At 59.1% G+C, this 14165-nt stretch carries 13 protein-coding genes; 4 read left to right on the top strand and 9 right to left on the bottom strand.

The window, feature by feature from the left end:
- The first annotated feature begins 61 nt into the window (after nucleotides 1-61).
- Nucleotides 62-694 (top strand): response regulator, encoded by a 633-nt coding sequence (locus G3N94_RS12450; protein WP_205792684.1) that lies wholly within the window; start codon nucleotides 62-64, stop codon nucleotides 692-694.
- Between the two features lie 20 nt (nucleotides 695-714).
- Here G3N94_RS12450 and G3N94_RS12445 read toward each other — a convergent pair whose 3' ends face one another.
- From G3N94_RS12445 to G3N94_RS12430, 4 genes are all read right to left on the bottom strand, one after another.
- Nucleotides 715-1458, bottom strand: a complete 744-nt coding sequence (locus G3N94_RS12445; protein ID WP_205792683.1) for an SDR family oxidoreductase — start codon at nucleotides 1456-1458, stop codon at nucleotides 715-717.
- Between the two features lie 49 nt (nucleotides 1459-1507).
- A complete protein-coding gene (locus tag G3N94_RS12440; RefSeq protein ID WP_205792682.1) occupies nucleotides 1508-2632 on the bottom strand; it encodes an amidase in 1125 nt (374 codons plus the stop codon).
- Between the two features lie 107 nt (nucleotides 2633-2739).
- Nucleotides 2740-3105, bottom strand: coding sequence for a hypothetical protein (locus tag G3N94_RS12435; RefSeq protein ID WP_205792681.1), 366 nt, complete (start codon nucleotides 3103-3105; stop codon nucleotides 2740-2742).
- A 42-nt stretch (nucleotides 3106-3147) separates the two neighbouring features.
- Entirely contained in the window at nucleotides 3148-4344 is a 1197-nt protein-coding gene (locus G3N94_RS12430; protein ID WP_205792680.1) for an acyl-CoA dehydrogenase family protein, read from the bottom strand.
- 252 nt (nucleotides 4345-4596) lie between these two features.
- Between G3N94_RS12430 and G3N94_RS12425 the strand changes: the two genes are divergently transcribed.
- Entirely contained in the window at nucleotides 4597-6114 is a 1518-nt protein-coding gene (locus tag G3N94_RS12425) for an ATP-binding protein (RefSeq protein ID WP_205792712.1), read from the top strand.
- Between the two features lie 198 nt (nucleotides 6115-6312).
- On the opposite strand, the gene G3N94_RS12420 is transcribed toward G3N94_RS12425, so the two are convergent.
- From G3N94_RS12420 to G3N94_RS12400, 5 genes are all read right to left on the bottom strand, one after another.
- The gene (locus G3N94_RS12420; protein WP_205792679.1) at nucleotides 6313-6882 is read right to left on the bottom strand and encodes a nuclear transport factor 2 family protein; all 570 of its coding nucleotides are present in this window, start codon (nucleotides 6880-6882) and stop codon (nucleotides 6313-6315) included.
- Nucleotides 6883-7100: 218 nt separating this feature from the next.
- Nucleotides 7101-7475 (bottom strand): tautomerase family protein, encoded by a 375-nt coding sequence (locus G3N94_RS12415; RefSeq protein WP_205792678.1) that lies wholly within the window; start codon nucleotides 7473-7475, stop codon nucleotides 7101-7103.
- Between the two features lie 699 nt (nucleotides 7476-8174).
- Nucleotides 8175-8648 carry a nuclear transport factor 2 family protein gene (locus tag G3N94_RS12410; RefSeq protein ID WP_205792677.1) on the bottom strand — a complete coding sequence of 158 codons (474 nt, stop codon included), beginning with the start codon at nucleotides 8646-8648 and terminating at the stop codon, nucleotides 8175-8177.
- A gap of 22 nt (nucleotides 8649-8670) precedes the next feature.
- Complete coding sequence (locus G3N94_RS12405; protein ID WP_205792676.1) at nucleotides 8671-9078, bottom strand: c-type cytochrome; 408 nt, start codon at nucleotides 9076-9078, stop codon at nucleotides 8671-8673.
- Nucleotides 9075-10529, bottom strand: coding sequence for an NAD(P)/FAD-dependent oxidoreductase (locus G3N94_RS12400; RefSeq protein ID WP_205792675.1), 1455 nt, complete (start codon nucleotides 10527-10529; stop codon nucleotides 9075-9077). The genes G3N94_RS12405 and G3N94_RS12400 overlap by 4 nt, the downstream gene beginning before the upstream one ends.
- A 447-nt stretch (nucleotides 10530-10976) precedes the next feature.
- Between G3N94_RS12400 and G3N94_RS12395 the strand changes: the two genes are divergently transcribed.
- Both G3N94_RS12395 and G3N94_RS12390 read left to right on the top strand, forming a co-directional pair.
- Nucleotides 10977-12275 (top strand): DUF1329 domain-containing protein, encoded by a 1299-nt coding sequence (locus G3N94_RS12395; RefSeq protein ID WP_241021793.1) that lies wholly within the window; start codon nucleotides 10977-10979, stop codon nucleotides 12273-12275.
- Nucleotides 12276-12374: 99 nt separating this feature from the next.
- Complete coding sequence (locus G3N94_RS12390; RefSeq protein ID WP_205792711.1) at nucleotides 12375-14159, top strand: DUF1302 family protein; 1785 nt, start codon at nucleotides 12375-12377, stop codon at nucleotides 14157-14159.
- The last annotated feature ends 6 nt before the right edge of the window (nucleotides 14160-14165 follow it).

Here is a 14165-nt window from a genome sequence, read left to right as displayed (position 1 = left end):
CCCCCGAACGGGCGATCTGCGTCGCGACCAAAAATCCTTCCAACGTTTCGTGAGACACTCGATGACATCACCAGCTCCGATCGTATATATCGTCGACGACGACAGCGGCATGCGAACGTCGCTATCGTGGTTGCTCGATTCGGTCGGCATCCGGTCCGAGGGCTTCGCGAATGCATCGGACTTCCTCGCGCGCTTCGACGCGACGATTCCCGCGTGCCTGGTGCTCGACGTGCGCATGCCGGAAATCAGCGGGTTCGACGTGCAAGCCGAGCTGAATGCGCGTGGCGCGACACTGCCAGTGATTTTTGTCAGTGGACATGGCGACATTCCGATGTCCGTTCGTGCGCTGCAGCACGGCGCGATTGACTTCGTTGAGAAGCCATACAACTCGCAGCAGATGCTAGAGCGCGTGCAGCGCGCGATCCGCCTCGCACAGCAGCGGCACGCGACAAGTCAGCGGCATCGCGAACTGAGACAGCGTCTCGAGGCACTGACCGCGCGGGAAAAGGAGGTGCTGCGCGGTGTTATCGACGGCAAGGGCAGCAAGCAGATCGCGTCGGACCTGGATATCAGCGTGAAGACGGTCGACGTCCATCGGGCGAGCATTAAGGAAAAGCTCGGTACCGGATCGATCGCGGCGCTCGTGCGTGACGTGATGGCGGTGTGGGGCGACGACGCAACCCCACCGCGCTAGCCGCCGGCGCCGCGATACGCTCAACGCATATACAAGCCGCCGTTGATGTCCCAGCACGCACCGTTTGCGAAATGTGCATCGCCAGACGCGAGCAACACGGCCGCATCCGCGACGAACCCGGCTGAACCGAGCCGGCCGCCGGGCAGGTTCGTCAGCACTTGCTTGAGCTTCTCCGGCGTGACGTTTTCGTACACGATCGGCAAGTCCAGCGGGCCGGGCGAGATCGCGTTGACGGTTACACCCTGCGCCGCGAGATCGCGCGCAAACACCTTCGTCAGCGTCAGCGTGCCACCCTTCGCAGCCGCGTAGTGTGCGCCCGTCGCCGAGCCGCCGTTCTGTCCGGCAAGCGACGCGATGTTGACGATTCGACCCTCGCCGCGCGTCGCGAAGTAGTGGCCGAACACCTGGCAGCCGAACAGCACGCTGCGCAGGTTCACGTCGATCACCTGGTCGAACTGTTCGGCCGTGATCTCCATTACCGGCACCACCTTCGAGGCTCCTGCATTGTTGACGAGCGCGTCGACGTGTCCCCAGCGCGCGACGAGCGTATCGCGCGCTGCTGCGAAGTCGTCTTTCAACGTCACGTCGAGCTTCAGGCCGATCGCACGTGCGCCGCTCGGGTCGAGTGTGTGCGCATGTGCCTGCACGGCGTCGTGCGCGATGTCGGCGAGCGCGACGCGATAGCCTGCCGAATAGAATTTCTCTGCGATGATGGCGCCAAGCCCGCGGGCGGCACCGGTAACGAGTACGACTCGATCGGACATGGATCGTGGTTCCTTTGATGAGGTGCGCGGTACGTGCACCGGTTGAGTGTCATGCGGCGAAAGCCGCCTCGAATCGCGCCGCGACCGCGCAGACCTGTTCGTCGGCTCCCTTGCGGCCGATGATCTGCAACCCGGCCTTCAGCGGCGAGCCGGCAAGTGGCAGCGGCATGCTGAGTGCAGGATGCCCGCTCAGGTTGAACGGACGAATCAGCGACGACATCGCGATCACCGACGTGCCGCTGCGCGCGGCGTCGACCGTGATTGGAAGCGCAGGCAGCGTAGGCAGCACCAGGACCTCGACATCGGCCAGGGCGCGGTCGATCTGTTGCGTGATGCGCACGCGCACCTGCTCGGCTAGCGCGAGCGCCGCGGACGTCGTCGTCGCGGCAGCGCGCAGCCTGGCATCGAGATCCGAGCCAAGCTTGCCGGAGGCGACGAGATGGCCGAACGCCTGTGAGGTCTCTGCATTGATCACGGTGAGTCCCGCATCGAACGCCGCGCGAAGATCATCAAGCACGATCGATTGCGACCGGCATCCGGCCTGATGGACGGCGTTGTCGAGCGCGGCGAGGATGGCTGGGTCCGCCTCGACGGCGACTTGCCCGACTGTACATTCCGGCATTGGCCGCAGCGCACGCGTATGGTCGAATCCCGGCTCGATCGCTGCCATCACGGCTGCCAGCGTGTTCACATCGCGCGCGAACGGCCCGACGCAATCGAGCGTGGTTTCCGCGGGCGCGACACCGCGCCTCGACACACGGCCAAAGGTCGGTTTCAGGCCTAGCACACCGCAACACGCGGCGGGGCCGCGAATCGAACCGCCAGTGTCGGTGCCGAGAGCCGCATCAACAATGCTGAATCCGACGAGCGACGCCGAGCCGCTAGAAGAGCCACCGGGAATCAGCGACGCATCCTGCGGATTGAGTGGCGTGCCCGTGTAATCGTTGATGCCAGTCATGCCGAACGCCAACTCGTGCATGTTGGCCTTGCCGGTAATTTGCCAGCCGGCGTCGAGCAAATGCTGCACGACGTCGGCATGTCGCGAGGCGGACGGCGCGTCGGCGAGCGCGCGGCTCGCGGCCCTGGTCGGATAGCCGGTAATGTCGATCGTGTCCTTGATCGCAATCGTCGGGCCGGGGCCGCCCAGAGTGAATCTGTCGATGAAACCTGTCATGGGTCGATGTCGCGGGTTAGCGTTGGGTTGAACTCAGGAATGGGAAGCCACTGCGAGCGCGCCAAGCGAGATCGGTTTAACGGCCGTATCGTGTTGCAATGTGTCCCTCACTTTGCGGGCGGCACGCTCAGGGGGCGGCCGACGCGCGCTTCGATCTTTCCGTAGCGCCACAGGTTGTATTCGCCGACCGGCGTCGTTCGGTACAGGTTGCAGACGGCGACCGCAGTGTCGAAATCGGCGACGTCAGCCATGATGTAGAAGGTCCACGGCGCCCCGTCGGCTTGGCCGACAACGAGGCGGTCGTCGTCCATCACGCCGAGCACGCGCACGCCAGGCATCGCTTCGACCGCATTGAGCATCGCGCCATACGCCTGCCAGACTTCGCCGATCTTCTCGCGCGGCAGGTCAAAGAAATTTTGTGTGACGCCGCAGCAAAACAGCACGCGAAGCGGCAGCGGGTTGGAATCGGACATGATGGTGGGCTCCCTTTTGAGATCGATGAAATGGTTGTCGAGTTACAGATAACCCGGGATCGGCGTGACACCGGTGAATACCGCGCCTGCGCCGTCGAAGTTACCTTCAGCGAGGAACGCGTGTTGTGTGACGACCATCGCGTCGCGCAAGAGGCGCTGCAGCGGATGCGCGCGATAGATGGCGGGCGTGCCGCCAAGGCGATAGGCCCGCTCGACGACACTCGCGCCTTCGCGCGCGATGTGCGTCGCGGCAAGGCGCAGCAGGCTGACCTGTTCGGACGTCACCGGGTCGCCGGCGAGGATCGAGCGCCATACGGCGTCAGTCGCTTCATAGAAGAACGCGCGCGCGGAGCGCAATTGCGCTTCGGCTTTCGCGAGCTCGATGCGAAAGTAGGCGCGATCGGCGAGGCGCGGCGCGCCGGTCGTCGTGATGCGTCCTCCGGACATTCGGTTGACGACGTCGAGCGCGGCGCGTGCGAGGCCGAGATTGACGACAGCGAGCACTTGCGACGCATAGGCAATGGTCGGATAGCGATACAGGGGTTCGTCGACGGTCGGCGCGCTACCACGTACGAAGGTCCACGCCTCGGGCACAAACTGATCGGTGACGCGCAGGTCGTGGCTGCCCGTGCCTTGCATGCCGACGACGCTCCAGTTCTCGACGATTTCGACCTGCTCGGGACGGAACACGGCCATGCGCGGCTTGCCCGGCGCCTCGTCCTGTGCGCCCGGCACGCTGATGCCGACGCCGAGCCAGTCTGCGCCCTTGCAGCCGCTCGCAAATTTCCACGTACCATTGACACGCCAGCCACCAGGGGTGGTCTGTGCCACCTGCACCGGGAACAGGCCGCCCGCGAACACCTGGTCCGGGCCGGTCGCGTAGAGCTCGGCCTGCGTGTCGAGCGGCAGCGCGGCGAGATAGACGTTCGCGGAGCCGAAGCTCGCGACCCAGGCAGCCGAACCGTCAGCAGTGGCGATCTGCTCGATCATGTTGAGGAATTCGGTTGGCGCGCGCGCATCGCCGCCGAAGCGCTGCGGTGTGCCCGCACGAAAGATGCCGGCCTGCTTGAACAGGTCGATCACGTCGCGCGGCACATGCGACAGGCGGTCGAATTCTTCTCGTCGAGCCGCCACGATATCGATCACCGCCTCGAGCGGCAAATGTGACCCGCCCGACGCGTGGTCTGCGGGGAGCGACGACGACGGGGCAGTGTCGAAAGCGTGTGTGGCGGTGGACATGGCAGGCTCCTGGTCAAAAATAGATTTCGTTTGCGTATCGGATAACAGATGCTCCGCTTTGGATATGGAGCACAATGACCAACCCAGTTTAGGAACACCAATAACGGGCATCAATTGGTGCGTTGGGTGGCGCAACTGGTGAAGTTCCGCGGCTTACTAAAGAAATCTTCAGGTGCGGCCGCAGTTCCTCGGTGCTATGGTGCGAGTAGAGTCAGTCATGCAGATTCCGCATGCGATCCTTCGAGTCTGATCATGAGTTTTCCCGACGAAGACGATTTCCATTGCCTGTTCGACGCGCTGACGACGTGCGTGCTGCTGCACGATGCGCAAACCAAGTCCATCGTGTGGGCGAACCGTGCCGCGTGCATGGCGCTCGGCTTTTCTGTTGAGGAGTTGCTGCCGTTGAAGGCGCCGGACATGACGCGTCCCGAACTCAAATACCGGCGGGAGATTGGTGTGGGCACGATGGACCGCGCTATCACTGAAGGACCGCAGGTGTTCGAGTGGTGCTACAGGTCGCGCACGGGTGTCGATATGCTGTCTGAGGCGGTCGCGACGTACGTGCCGCTGCGCGGGCGTGATGTGGTGATGGTGCAGTTTCGCGACATCAGTGCAGAAGAGGCCACTCGCCAGAAGTTGCGGCGCTACGAGGCGCGACTCCGCGAATTCATGCAGGACCTTGACGAAGGCGTGGCGGTAGTGACACCGGGCGGCGGCGTGCAGTTCATCAGCGAATCGGGCCGCCGCGTGCTCGGACTCGCGCCCGGCGAAGCACTCGGCGACGTACTGGACTACTGCACCGAGGCGGATCGCGACAGGCTGATCACGCAACTGCACGACGCACCGAGCGTGCGGCCTTCGGGGCCACAACGCTATCGGATCGTACGGCGCGATGGCACGGTGTGCTGGTTGCGAATCACGTGCCGGCAAGTCGAAATCGAAGGCGATCTCGACGGCCTTCTGATCCACTTCCGCGATATCAGCGACGAAGTCGCGATCGAGGACGCGCGGCGCGCAGAGGCGCGAATGCTTGAATACGCCGGCCGCTACAATGCAATGGGCGAGATGGCGACCGTGATTGCGCATGAATTGAGCCAGCCGCTCGCGGCGGTGCGCAATTTCATCGAGGGTGCGATTCAGCGCCTGAAGGTGGGCGGTGCCGTCGACGACGCCATCTGGGGACTGCGCAGCGCGGATCGTCAGGCGGAGCATGCGGCGTTGATCATCAAGAGCGTGCGCGAATACATCGTCAAGCGCGAGCAGGTCGAGGCGGTGGTGGACCTGCGCGACATTCTCGCAGACGTCGCGTATTTCATCGAATTGCGCGCCAAGGAAGCGGGGGTTGCGATTTCGATTGCGCAATCCGCCTCTCCGTTGCCGATTCGCTGCGAGCGCGTGCTGATTGGCCAGGTGATTCTGAACCTTGCATTCAATGCGATCGAGGCGTTCTCCGGGGTCGAGCGCACGCCGCGCACGCTGATTCTGGGCACCGCACTGACAGTTGACGGCGAGGCAGAGCTGCGGGCAATCGATAACGGCCCAGGGGTTGCCGACGGTGCACACGAACGCCTGTTCGATGGCTTTTCGTCGTCGAAGGCGGGCGGAAACGGGATCGGGTTGTCGCTGTGCAAGAGCATCGTGATGCGGCACGGTGGCCGGATCGTGGCAAGTCCGGTCGAAGGCGGTGGCCTCGACTGCCGTTTCGCTCTGCCGCCAGCTCGCGTAACAAATGGACGCAGTCGCCGCGTCGCGCGGCGAGCGGGCGGCTGACCGGTCAGATCTTGCCCGCATCGCTGGGCGGGAATGATCGAACGCAGTCGTATTGATGAGCGAACTCCCGATTGGACTTCATCCGTGAAACCGGAGAGACGATGGTGTTGAGCCGATCCCCACCTGCAGGAGTCCTCGATACATGCAGGCCGGGAATGGCGGAAGCGCGAGCCGGCGACTGATTCGGAGCGAGTCGCGTTAAGGCTTCATAAGAACGGATGTTGACGGATAGTCGGATGCCCATGTTGGCGACAGCGGCGCGACGAACAAATTTTCTGTGCGAGTACGGGTGATTTTCCAGTGACCATCCGATTCCCTGCGGAATGTGTTGTTCAGTCTGGAGGAACGAAGCAGCGCCTTTCCATTTGAAAAAAGCCATGGCTGCATATGTACCCATTGACCATCCGCGGTTTTTCCGTCTGTGTTAACGTGAATCTGTTCCGACGTCAAATAGTGGCAATTCAAAATTAATTCAGGATCTTTTTTCTTGAACCAGAATTCCTCAAAATGCTCTCGAATAGCTGCGGAACCGACAGCTCGGCCAAATTGATTATCATAATACTCGCCGACCCCCTCCCAGATAGCATCATCCGTATAGAGTTGCATGATCAGATCGATACGTTCGGCGTCGTTTTTAACACCGTATTCCGGTAGAGGGGTGTCGCAAAGGAGCATGTAGCGGGCCTGTATTTTTCGAATTTCTGACTCGGCCTCCAATGTCTCTATACGGCGAATCAAAGTGTCATAATCTTTGTCGGGAATTGACATTGGTGTCCCTTCGAAAAATTGAGACCAACCAAATTCTCAAATGGTCGATCGTGACTATGGGAAAGCCGCAACTCAATATTCAAGCGCGGCGCAGTATATCGTTTCGTCCGGCGAAGACCTCGATTTTTCACCAGTAATGTCCGATGTGCCCGTTATGAGAAGCATTGCATGATAAGACCGGTGTCCAGTTCGTGGTGCGATGAGAAACGGTATCGCGGTCACCGACCGAGTGACTTGGCCGTCTTGCCTCCCAAGCCGAAATCGGTATTGGGGATGTCTTTCACGAAGATCGTGACGTCAGCCGCCGGCACGCCCAGCGAGGTAGTGCAAGCCTCGGTCAGACGCGCAACCAGAGCCGCTTTCTGGGCGTCGGTGCGGCCGGCGATAAGGATAGCGAACATGACAGGTGGTACCGCCGATGCGTGCACGCCACCTAGGGCTTGGTTGGCTGCCGAATACTCCTCAATCATGATTCGGACGGCCTCGATCGGCGCGGATAGCGCATCGACGGTGGCCTTCGTCAGTCCTTGGATCAAACTGGCTTTTGTCGCCTCTTCCTGACCAGCAGGAAGGTGTATCTGAACTGTAGGCATGATCATTCCTCTTGTGTTTGGGCTGAGCCCTGTGAGCAAATCGCGGCAATGCGACGAGGCACCGGGCTAATGCGCCACGATCGTCGCTGCTCGTGGCGAGGAATCCAGTTCCAGTTTCCGCAATCCAGAGCGAGAAATGCAGCAGGCGATCACTTTGGCGCTTGCTTCTTGCTGCGCCTAAGTCAATGTTCGGGATGGACAGACTCCACGATCAAATCGACTACGAATGCCCCGCGGAGACTTTCACTGCAGTAAGTCTCAATTTTGATGCCCGCCACTACGAGCGAGGCAACGATCGACACGCCTGTCGATGCGCCAACGTGGGTAATTTCATTGGTTCCAGAAGGAAGTTGGCGTCGTTCGGCAGGATAAGGCGTCGGCCCTGGTTGTTCAAATTGATTAAAATTCAATCTGACATCAGTGACATTTATTCAGTGCGAACGACGCGGGAGTCGCCGACGTCGGAGCAAGCTTGCTGAGCCTGCTGTGGAGCGCCTTCACCAATCGCCGCTTAGATCGTACGCAGCGTTTGAGCGACGGGTCGCGGTCTTTCCAGCCAGCAAATTCCAGGCTGGTGTGGATTGAGTACACCATGCAGATCTCGGCAAAAGCCACGCAGAGTCGCAATCCAGACACCTAAAAATGCGAGTAGGGCGATAGGCGTCTGGTGTCCAGCTAATCACTTGCTCCGGGCATCGCTCACTTCTCCGGTAGGCCTCCCATTGCCCACATATCGGAGGAAATGTGCCATCGCCCATCTACCTTCTGCCAAATAAACAGACTTCTTGTTTTAAAAACCGGTTTCGTCTGATCGGAAGGCGTAACCGTCCACGTCACCCAACTCATCGCCGCGTTCGTGCTAAGTTGCTTTGCGCGATAAATGTCGATATGTACGTCTTTCGTGCCATTCATCAACTCTTTGACAAGCTTCGCAATGCCTGCGCGGCCGGCGGCGACGTCGGCTACACCTTCGCCTGTCGCAAGAGCATCGCTTGAATACACATCTGCGACGCCCGTGGCACTTTGATGGGACCAGGCGTCTTGTATGGCATCGAGACGTGGTCGCAATTGAAGATCAATCGAATCGCCTGCGGCACACGCTTGGGCGGCAAGCAACGTAAGAGGAATGGACAGCGCGAGGATGCGCAAAAAACATGCTCCGGACGATTTCATATGCTCTCCAGGACAGAAGGAGTTAATGCAATGACTTCAAGTAATCGATCAGGGCTGCTCGATCCGGGTCGCCCTTGATTCCCGAGAAAGGCATAGCAGTACCTGGCATCGCGGTCTGGGGTGATTTTAGGAACGCGTCCAGTGTTGCGGCATCCCAGGTGGCACTCGAACTCCGAAGAGTGGAACTATAGGAGAACCCGGGAAACTTCCCGACCTTTCGGCCGTATACGCCGAAAAGATTGGGTCCGACAATTGTTCCTTTGCTCGGTTCCACCGCGTGGCACATTGCGCACTTGTTCTCGAACTCATGCTTCCCGTTGGTCATCGGTTGACTGGCTTCACCAGCCGCATAAACCGGGGAAATCGCTGAGAAAATGGCGGCCGCTGCAACGACCGCAGCAAGACGCTGTAGAGGGACTTGCTTTTTCATACGTGAGCCTTTGTATTTAGTTTGTTAAACACTTGCGTCGCGGTGTGAATGCCGCTCTCGATTGCGCCGTCAATGAAGCCGCGCCAAAGCATTGCGCTATCCGAACTTGCAAAGAAGAAGTTCCCTTCATTTGCACGCAGCGCAGTTAGGCTTCCCGTAAGCTGGCCGGGGTGATAGAAGGCCCAGGTGCCTTGCGAGAAGGGATCGTCCGTCCACGGATAGGAAATGACCGATACGACCTCGGCACCCGGAATCAGGCCGCGAAGTGCACTTTGAACCGCTTGTTCATCATTGACGTCGAGCGTGCCGGACGAGTCGAAGCACGCAATGAGTGTGCCGTCGTCGCGTTCTTGTTCGGTGAACGCAAGAGTGATGGGATAGGGATAGGGGGCACAACCCATCCAGACCCCGAGCTTCTGTTTTACGTGGATGTAACACTTCCTTCCCTTACCCGTTACGCCAAGCTTGGACGCTGCCATCTTTGCCGCATTCAGCCCTGGCTCGAAACGAATATCCTTGAGCGTATTGATGGGGGCCGCGCAAATCACCGCTCCGGCCGAAAACGTGCCCTGGTCTGTCCCGACCAAAGCCTTGCCGCGGCCCTGCATCACAGATTTGACCGGTGTACCGGTCAGCATCTGAAAGTCACCATCCTGGCGGATCGCGTTGGCCAAACCGGCAGTTCCCTGCTCGATCTTGTAATGACCGCAGCGGTCAAAAAGGAGGCCAATGTCGAAATCACCACGTGCCCACCAATGAAGTTGCTCGGCGAATGAACTGGTGCTGGGATCGCGATGAGCATTAATGGTGTACTGCGGTGCGAGCAGATCGCGGATCTCGGGGGTAAACTTCATCTGACCGAGGCGATCGTTCAAGGACATCCGATCGTATTTCGCCACGATATCCGCACGAAGTAACGGTTCCGGCGCTCGCGGATATACGGACCTTCCAAGCTGACCATCGACGTCGCAGTACTTCACCATTGCGTCCGTCAGCATCGCAAACGCCTTCTGCCCATCGGCTCGCTTAATAGCACCCTCGGATCGCCAAGCGAAATCCGTAGGCGATGCGCCTGGGGTCTCCGCAAGCGTGAGCCCGTACCGAGTGATTTCAGCCCACACGTGTGGCTGTGCCCAGTGTACCCACGTGCCCCCCAGCTCAACGTGGTGATCCCGATATTGGCTGGTGAATGTCCGTCCCCCTATACGGGTCCGAGCTTCCAAAAGTAGGGTTTTCATACCCTTCTGCGAGCAATCGCGCGCAGCTGTTAGGCCTGCAAACCCGCCGCCAATGACGATGACGTCAAACTCACGTGCCCCAGTCGGCGAGGTCGAATGTTTCTTCTCCGTGGCGCTGGCGGTGAGCGGCGCAATGGCTGTTGCCGCCATCGCGACCCCCGCGCCCTTAAGGAAGTGCCGGCGCGACTTTACGCCGCCATCATCAATGTTCATACCCATCATCTCCGGAATTAAATAGGTCGAGTGACCTTATGTGCATTTATATCTGACCAGATACGCGTGCGCAAGCGCTTTCGATTGAGGCCGCGGGGGAAGCGTTGAGGAGCCGCGGTGCGTGTGTGTACCGTGGAATCCCCGGCCCATATGGGGTTCTGTGAAGAATCCTCGAGCCGGGATCGGTGTTAGCGAGCCGCAGCGAGGCGCTAGGTGTTTTCACGGACTTTTGAACCATTGAGATAAGGTCAAGCGACCTATACAATGAATTCACGATATCACCCCGCGCGGGATCGGCGTGCGGCTCCAGATGCATCAACTCCCGAGGGGAGTGGCGGGAGGCGGCTGATATGGACCCATCCACCAGAAATCAGGACGTTGACGATGAACAGGAAGGCAAAGGCGGCAGCCATCAATGCAGCATTCGCGCTCACTGGCATTTTTGGCATGGCGTCGTTCCATGCTTATGCGCAAGCTGTCGGAGCAGACAAGGGCGCGAGCCCTGACGGGAAAATTCCAGCGTATGTCGGCGCGCAATCGCCGATGCCAGGCTGGTCCTTCGGGAAAGTGAGAGGTGACTATTGGAAGCACAAGGAAGAGAAGCCCCTGTTCTCGATTGACGCGAGCAATGTTGACAAATACTCGAGCAACCTCACGCCCGGGCAGATCCAACTGATCAAAACGAAGAAGGGGTACCGCATGGATGTGTACCCGACGCATCGCGAGTGCGGCATCCCGGATTTCGTCGCGGCGAACATGGAAAAGAATGCGTCTGGTGCGAAGCTTGATTCCGCTGGTGAGTCGCTCCAGAGTGCTAGCCTTCCTGGGATGCCGTTCCCGGCACCGAAGAACGGTGCCGAAGCAATGTGGAATCACCTTGCTCGCTATCGAGGAGTGGCAATTGAATTCCAGAAGGTAAATACGGCGGTGTCGCCGAGGCCGGGTTCGAGCGAATGGATTTTCGCGCAGTCAAAGCAGACCCTCTTCATGCCGTGGGGAAAGAAAGGCAGCATGTCGCCGGAACAAGCAGGTATGTTGTTCGGCATCTACTTTGGCTATGAGACACCGGCCGCGTTGGCGGGCCAAGGTTTGGTCCAGCGCGACTACTTCGACAAAGCCAGCGACTCCTATTACTACTTTGCCGGTCAGCGCCGAGTCCGCCGAATGCCGTCGTATGCCTATGACGCGCCGCAGATCGGCTATGAGAACGAGTATCTTGTCGACGAGCCCTGGGTTTTTAACGGGGTTCTCGATCGCTTCAACTGGAAGCTCATCGGCAAGAAAGAGATCTACGTGCCGTACAACGGCTTTGGCATGTTCAACTTCAAAAGAAAGTTCGACGACGTCTTCAAGCCTACCGAGGTCAACGCCGATGCGCGTCGATACGAACTGCATCGTGTCTACGTAGTTGAGGCGACGGTCAAATCAGGCGTGCGTCATGTCGCATCGAAGAAAGTGTTCTACATCGACGAAGACAGTGGCTTGGCGCTTGCTGGCGAAGACTACGATGCGCAAGGCAAGATGTGGAAGGTCAAAGAAGCATACCCGATTCCGGTCTACGAGCTTCATGGCGCGTGTGATGTCGAGCCTTTTACTCAATATGACCTGGCGAATGGCCGCTATGTCACCGACCAGGAAACTATTGGAACGGGGACGGACGTCCATTGGTTCGAATCGAGCGATGATCCTCGATTCAAGGACGACTTCTACACGGCTGAAAGTCTCAAGAATGTAAGTGAACGATAAGACATCGCGGGGTGAAATCCACCCCGTAATCATCGAATAGTGCACACGGCAGGGGGGAGAATGTCAGCGTATGTATCGAAGCGGGCTGTTCAGTTTGGAATGCTATTGGCATCTGCTCATGCATATGCCTATGACTTTTCCATTTCGGACGGGACTATCACGGGATCGTGGGTGACAAACCTGACGGCCGGAGCGGCAATTCGTACGAAAAGCCCGAGCTGCTCGCTAACGGGTGACCCGAATTCCTATGGCTGTGGCGCTGCTGCGAACGTCAATCAATGGGGTTTCGCGGATATGGGTGACCTGAACTACCGCAAGGGTCAACCGTTCTCCACGTATGTCAGCGCGACAAGCGAATTGCTGCTCGCGATGCCGAGCCAGGGACTGAAGTTCATGATCCGTGGTACCGGCATGTATGATTTTCTCGCGGGGAACACTGCGCGAACCCCTCTGACCAGTACCGCAGCAGCCCAAATTGTTTACAACGCACAACTCTTGGACCTGTGGGCGCAGAAGGACTTCACGCTGAATGGCGAGGCGGCGCATGTACGGCTTGGCAACCAGGTGATCAATTGGGGTGAGAGCTATTTCGCAACGGGAGGCATCAATGCGACTAACTCGGTCGACATCCAGAAGTTGCTGATCCCGGGAACGCAGCTAAAGCAGGCGCTGCTGCCTGCACCGATGGTGAGCTTCGCGTCCGGACTCGGACACGGGTTTAATGTCGAGGCTTATTATCAGTTCCAGTGGAATGGCAACCGCTATCCGCCCGTCGGTAGCTTCTGGTCATTGACGAACAACTTTGGCCGCGGCGCGCTGCCGACCACTATCAGCAGCGTGAATCCCAACGTGGGAGGCGTCGACGCTGGCACGATCGCTGGACCCAACCAGGGCAATCTAACTGCCGTCAACAACGTCAGCAATGGACTAGTGAACGGGGTGTATGCCGGCCCACCGTTCAACTCGATCGGCGTGCCTGTCTCGGTCGTGTTGCCACAATCGACGCATCCCCAGTTTGGCGTGAAGCTTAACTACAAGCCAAAGTCACTCGATGTGAACTTCGGCTTCTATTACGAAAACTACACCGACAAGTCGCCAGTACTCGCGACGCTGGCCGACGGCAGCAGTCAGTTTCGTTATCTTCAGAATCGTCAACTGTTTGGCGTGAGCGCCAACTTTGCACTCGGAGACTGGGCTATCGGCACTGAGCTGTCCTATCGACCGCGCGACGCAGTGTCGTTGTCGAGTTGCTATGGTGCGAACGGACCGCTCGACCTGATAACGAACGGTGTGTCCGGTTTCGAGTGCGACCAGTGGATCGATCGCAAAAAGTTCCAGTACGACATCAACGGTCAGCTTAACCTGACGCAAAGCGACTACCCGTTCCTGAAGCTGATCAAGGCCGACATGGCGGTCCTGACCGCTGAGCTGACATGGATCTACTATCCGGGCTTACCGTCAAACGGCACTTTCGTACGAAGCGTCAACGGGGTCCCGGTGAAGCAGGCGCCGGCCGCCGGCTATTTCCCGTGGCTCGACAACAATTCGGGCCTCGGTTACCCGATTGCCGAATCAAAGGGCACTGCGAGTTCGGTCGGCATGACGATCGATTTCAACTGGACTTATGACGGGACGGTGATTCCCGGCTGGCAAGTCACGCCGGGCATTACATACACGCAGGGTCTCTACGGCTATACGCCGACGCTTAGCGCAAACTATTCGCAGGGTGCAAAGTCGGCGAATTTTTACCTGCTATTCAACCAGAACCCGACGAAATGGCAGGCGGGCATCAACTACACGATGTTCTGGGGTGGGCACGAGACGGTCGGCCAGCCATTCGCGGACCGGAATTTCGTCGGGGTGTTCGTGACACGAAATTTCTAATCTAGA

Source organism: Burkholderia sp. Ac-20353 (genome assembly GCF_017104785.1).
In the GTDB taxonomy this organism is placed as follows: Bacteria; Pseudomonadota; Gammaproteobacteria; order Burkholderiales; family Burkholderiaceae; genus Burkholderia.
This window is presented reverse-complemented; position numbering and strand designations above follow the sequence as displayed.

Bases quoted from the DNA above. Each gene is read 5' to 3' on its own strand.
- G3N94_RS12445 (WP_205792683.1), bottom strand. From the start codon at position 1,458: ATGTCCGATCGAGTCGTACTCGTTACCGGTGCCGCCCGCGGGCTTGGC.
- G3N94_RS12395 (WP_241021793.1), top strand. From the start codon at position 10,977: ATGGCGTCGTTCCATGCTTATGCGCAAGCTGTCGGAGCAGACAAGGGC.
- G3N94_RS12410 (WP_205792677.1), bottom strand. From the start codon at position 8,648: ATGAAATCGTCCGGAGCATGTTTTTTGCGCATCCTCGCGCTGTCCATT.
- G3N94_RS12420 (WP_205792679.1), bottom strand. From the start codon at position 6,882: ATGTCAATTCCCGACAAAGATTATGACACTTTGATTCGCCGTATAGAG.
- G3N94_RS12390 (WP_205792711.1), top strand. From the start codon at position 12,375: ATGCTATTGGCATCTGCTCATGCATATGCCTATGACTTTTCCATTTCG.
- G3N94_RS12430 (WP_205792680.1), bottom strand. From the start codon at position 4,344: ATGTCCACCGCCACACACGCTTTCGACACTGCCCCGTCGTCGTCGCTC.
- G3N94_RS12450 (WP_205792684.1), top strand. From the start codon at position 62: ATGACATCACCAGCTCCGATCGTATATATCGTCGACGACGACAGCGGC.
- G3N94_RS12400 (WP_205792675.1), bottom strand. From the start codon at position 10,529: ATGAACATTGATGATGGCGGCGTAAAGTCGCGCCGGCACTTCCTTAAG.
- G3N94_RS12425 (WP_205792712.1), top strand. From the start codon at position 4,597: ATGAGTTTTCCCGACGAAGACGATTTCCATTGCCTGTTCGACGCGCTG.
- G3N94_RS12405 (WP_205792676.1), bottom strand. From the start codon at position 9,078: ATGAAAAAGCAAGTCCCTCTACAGCGTCTTGCTGCGGTCGTTGCAGCG.
- G3N94_RS12435 (WP_205792681.1), bottom strand. From the start codon at position 3,105: ATGTCCGATTCCAACCCGCTGCCGCTTCGCGTGCTGTTTTGCTGCGGC.
- G3N94_RS12440 (WP_205792682.1), bottom strand. From the start codon at position 2,632: ATGACAGGTTTCATCGACAGATTCACTCTGGGCGGCCCCGGCCCGACG.
- G3N94_RS12415 (WP_205792678.1), bottom strand. From the start codon at position 7,475: ATGCCTACAGTTCAGATACACCTTCCTGCTGGTCAGGAAGAGGCGACA.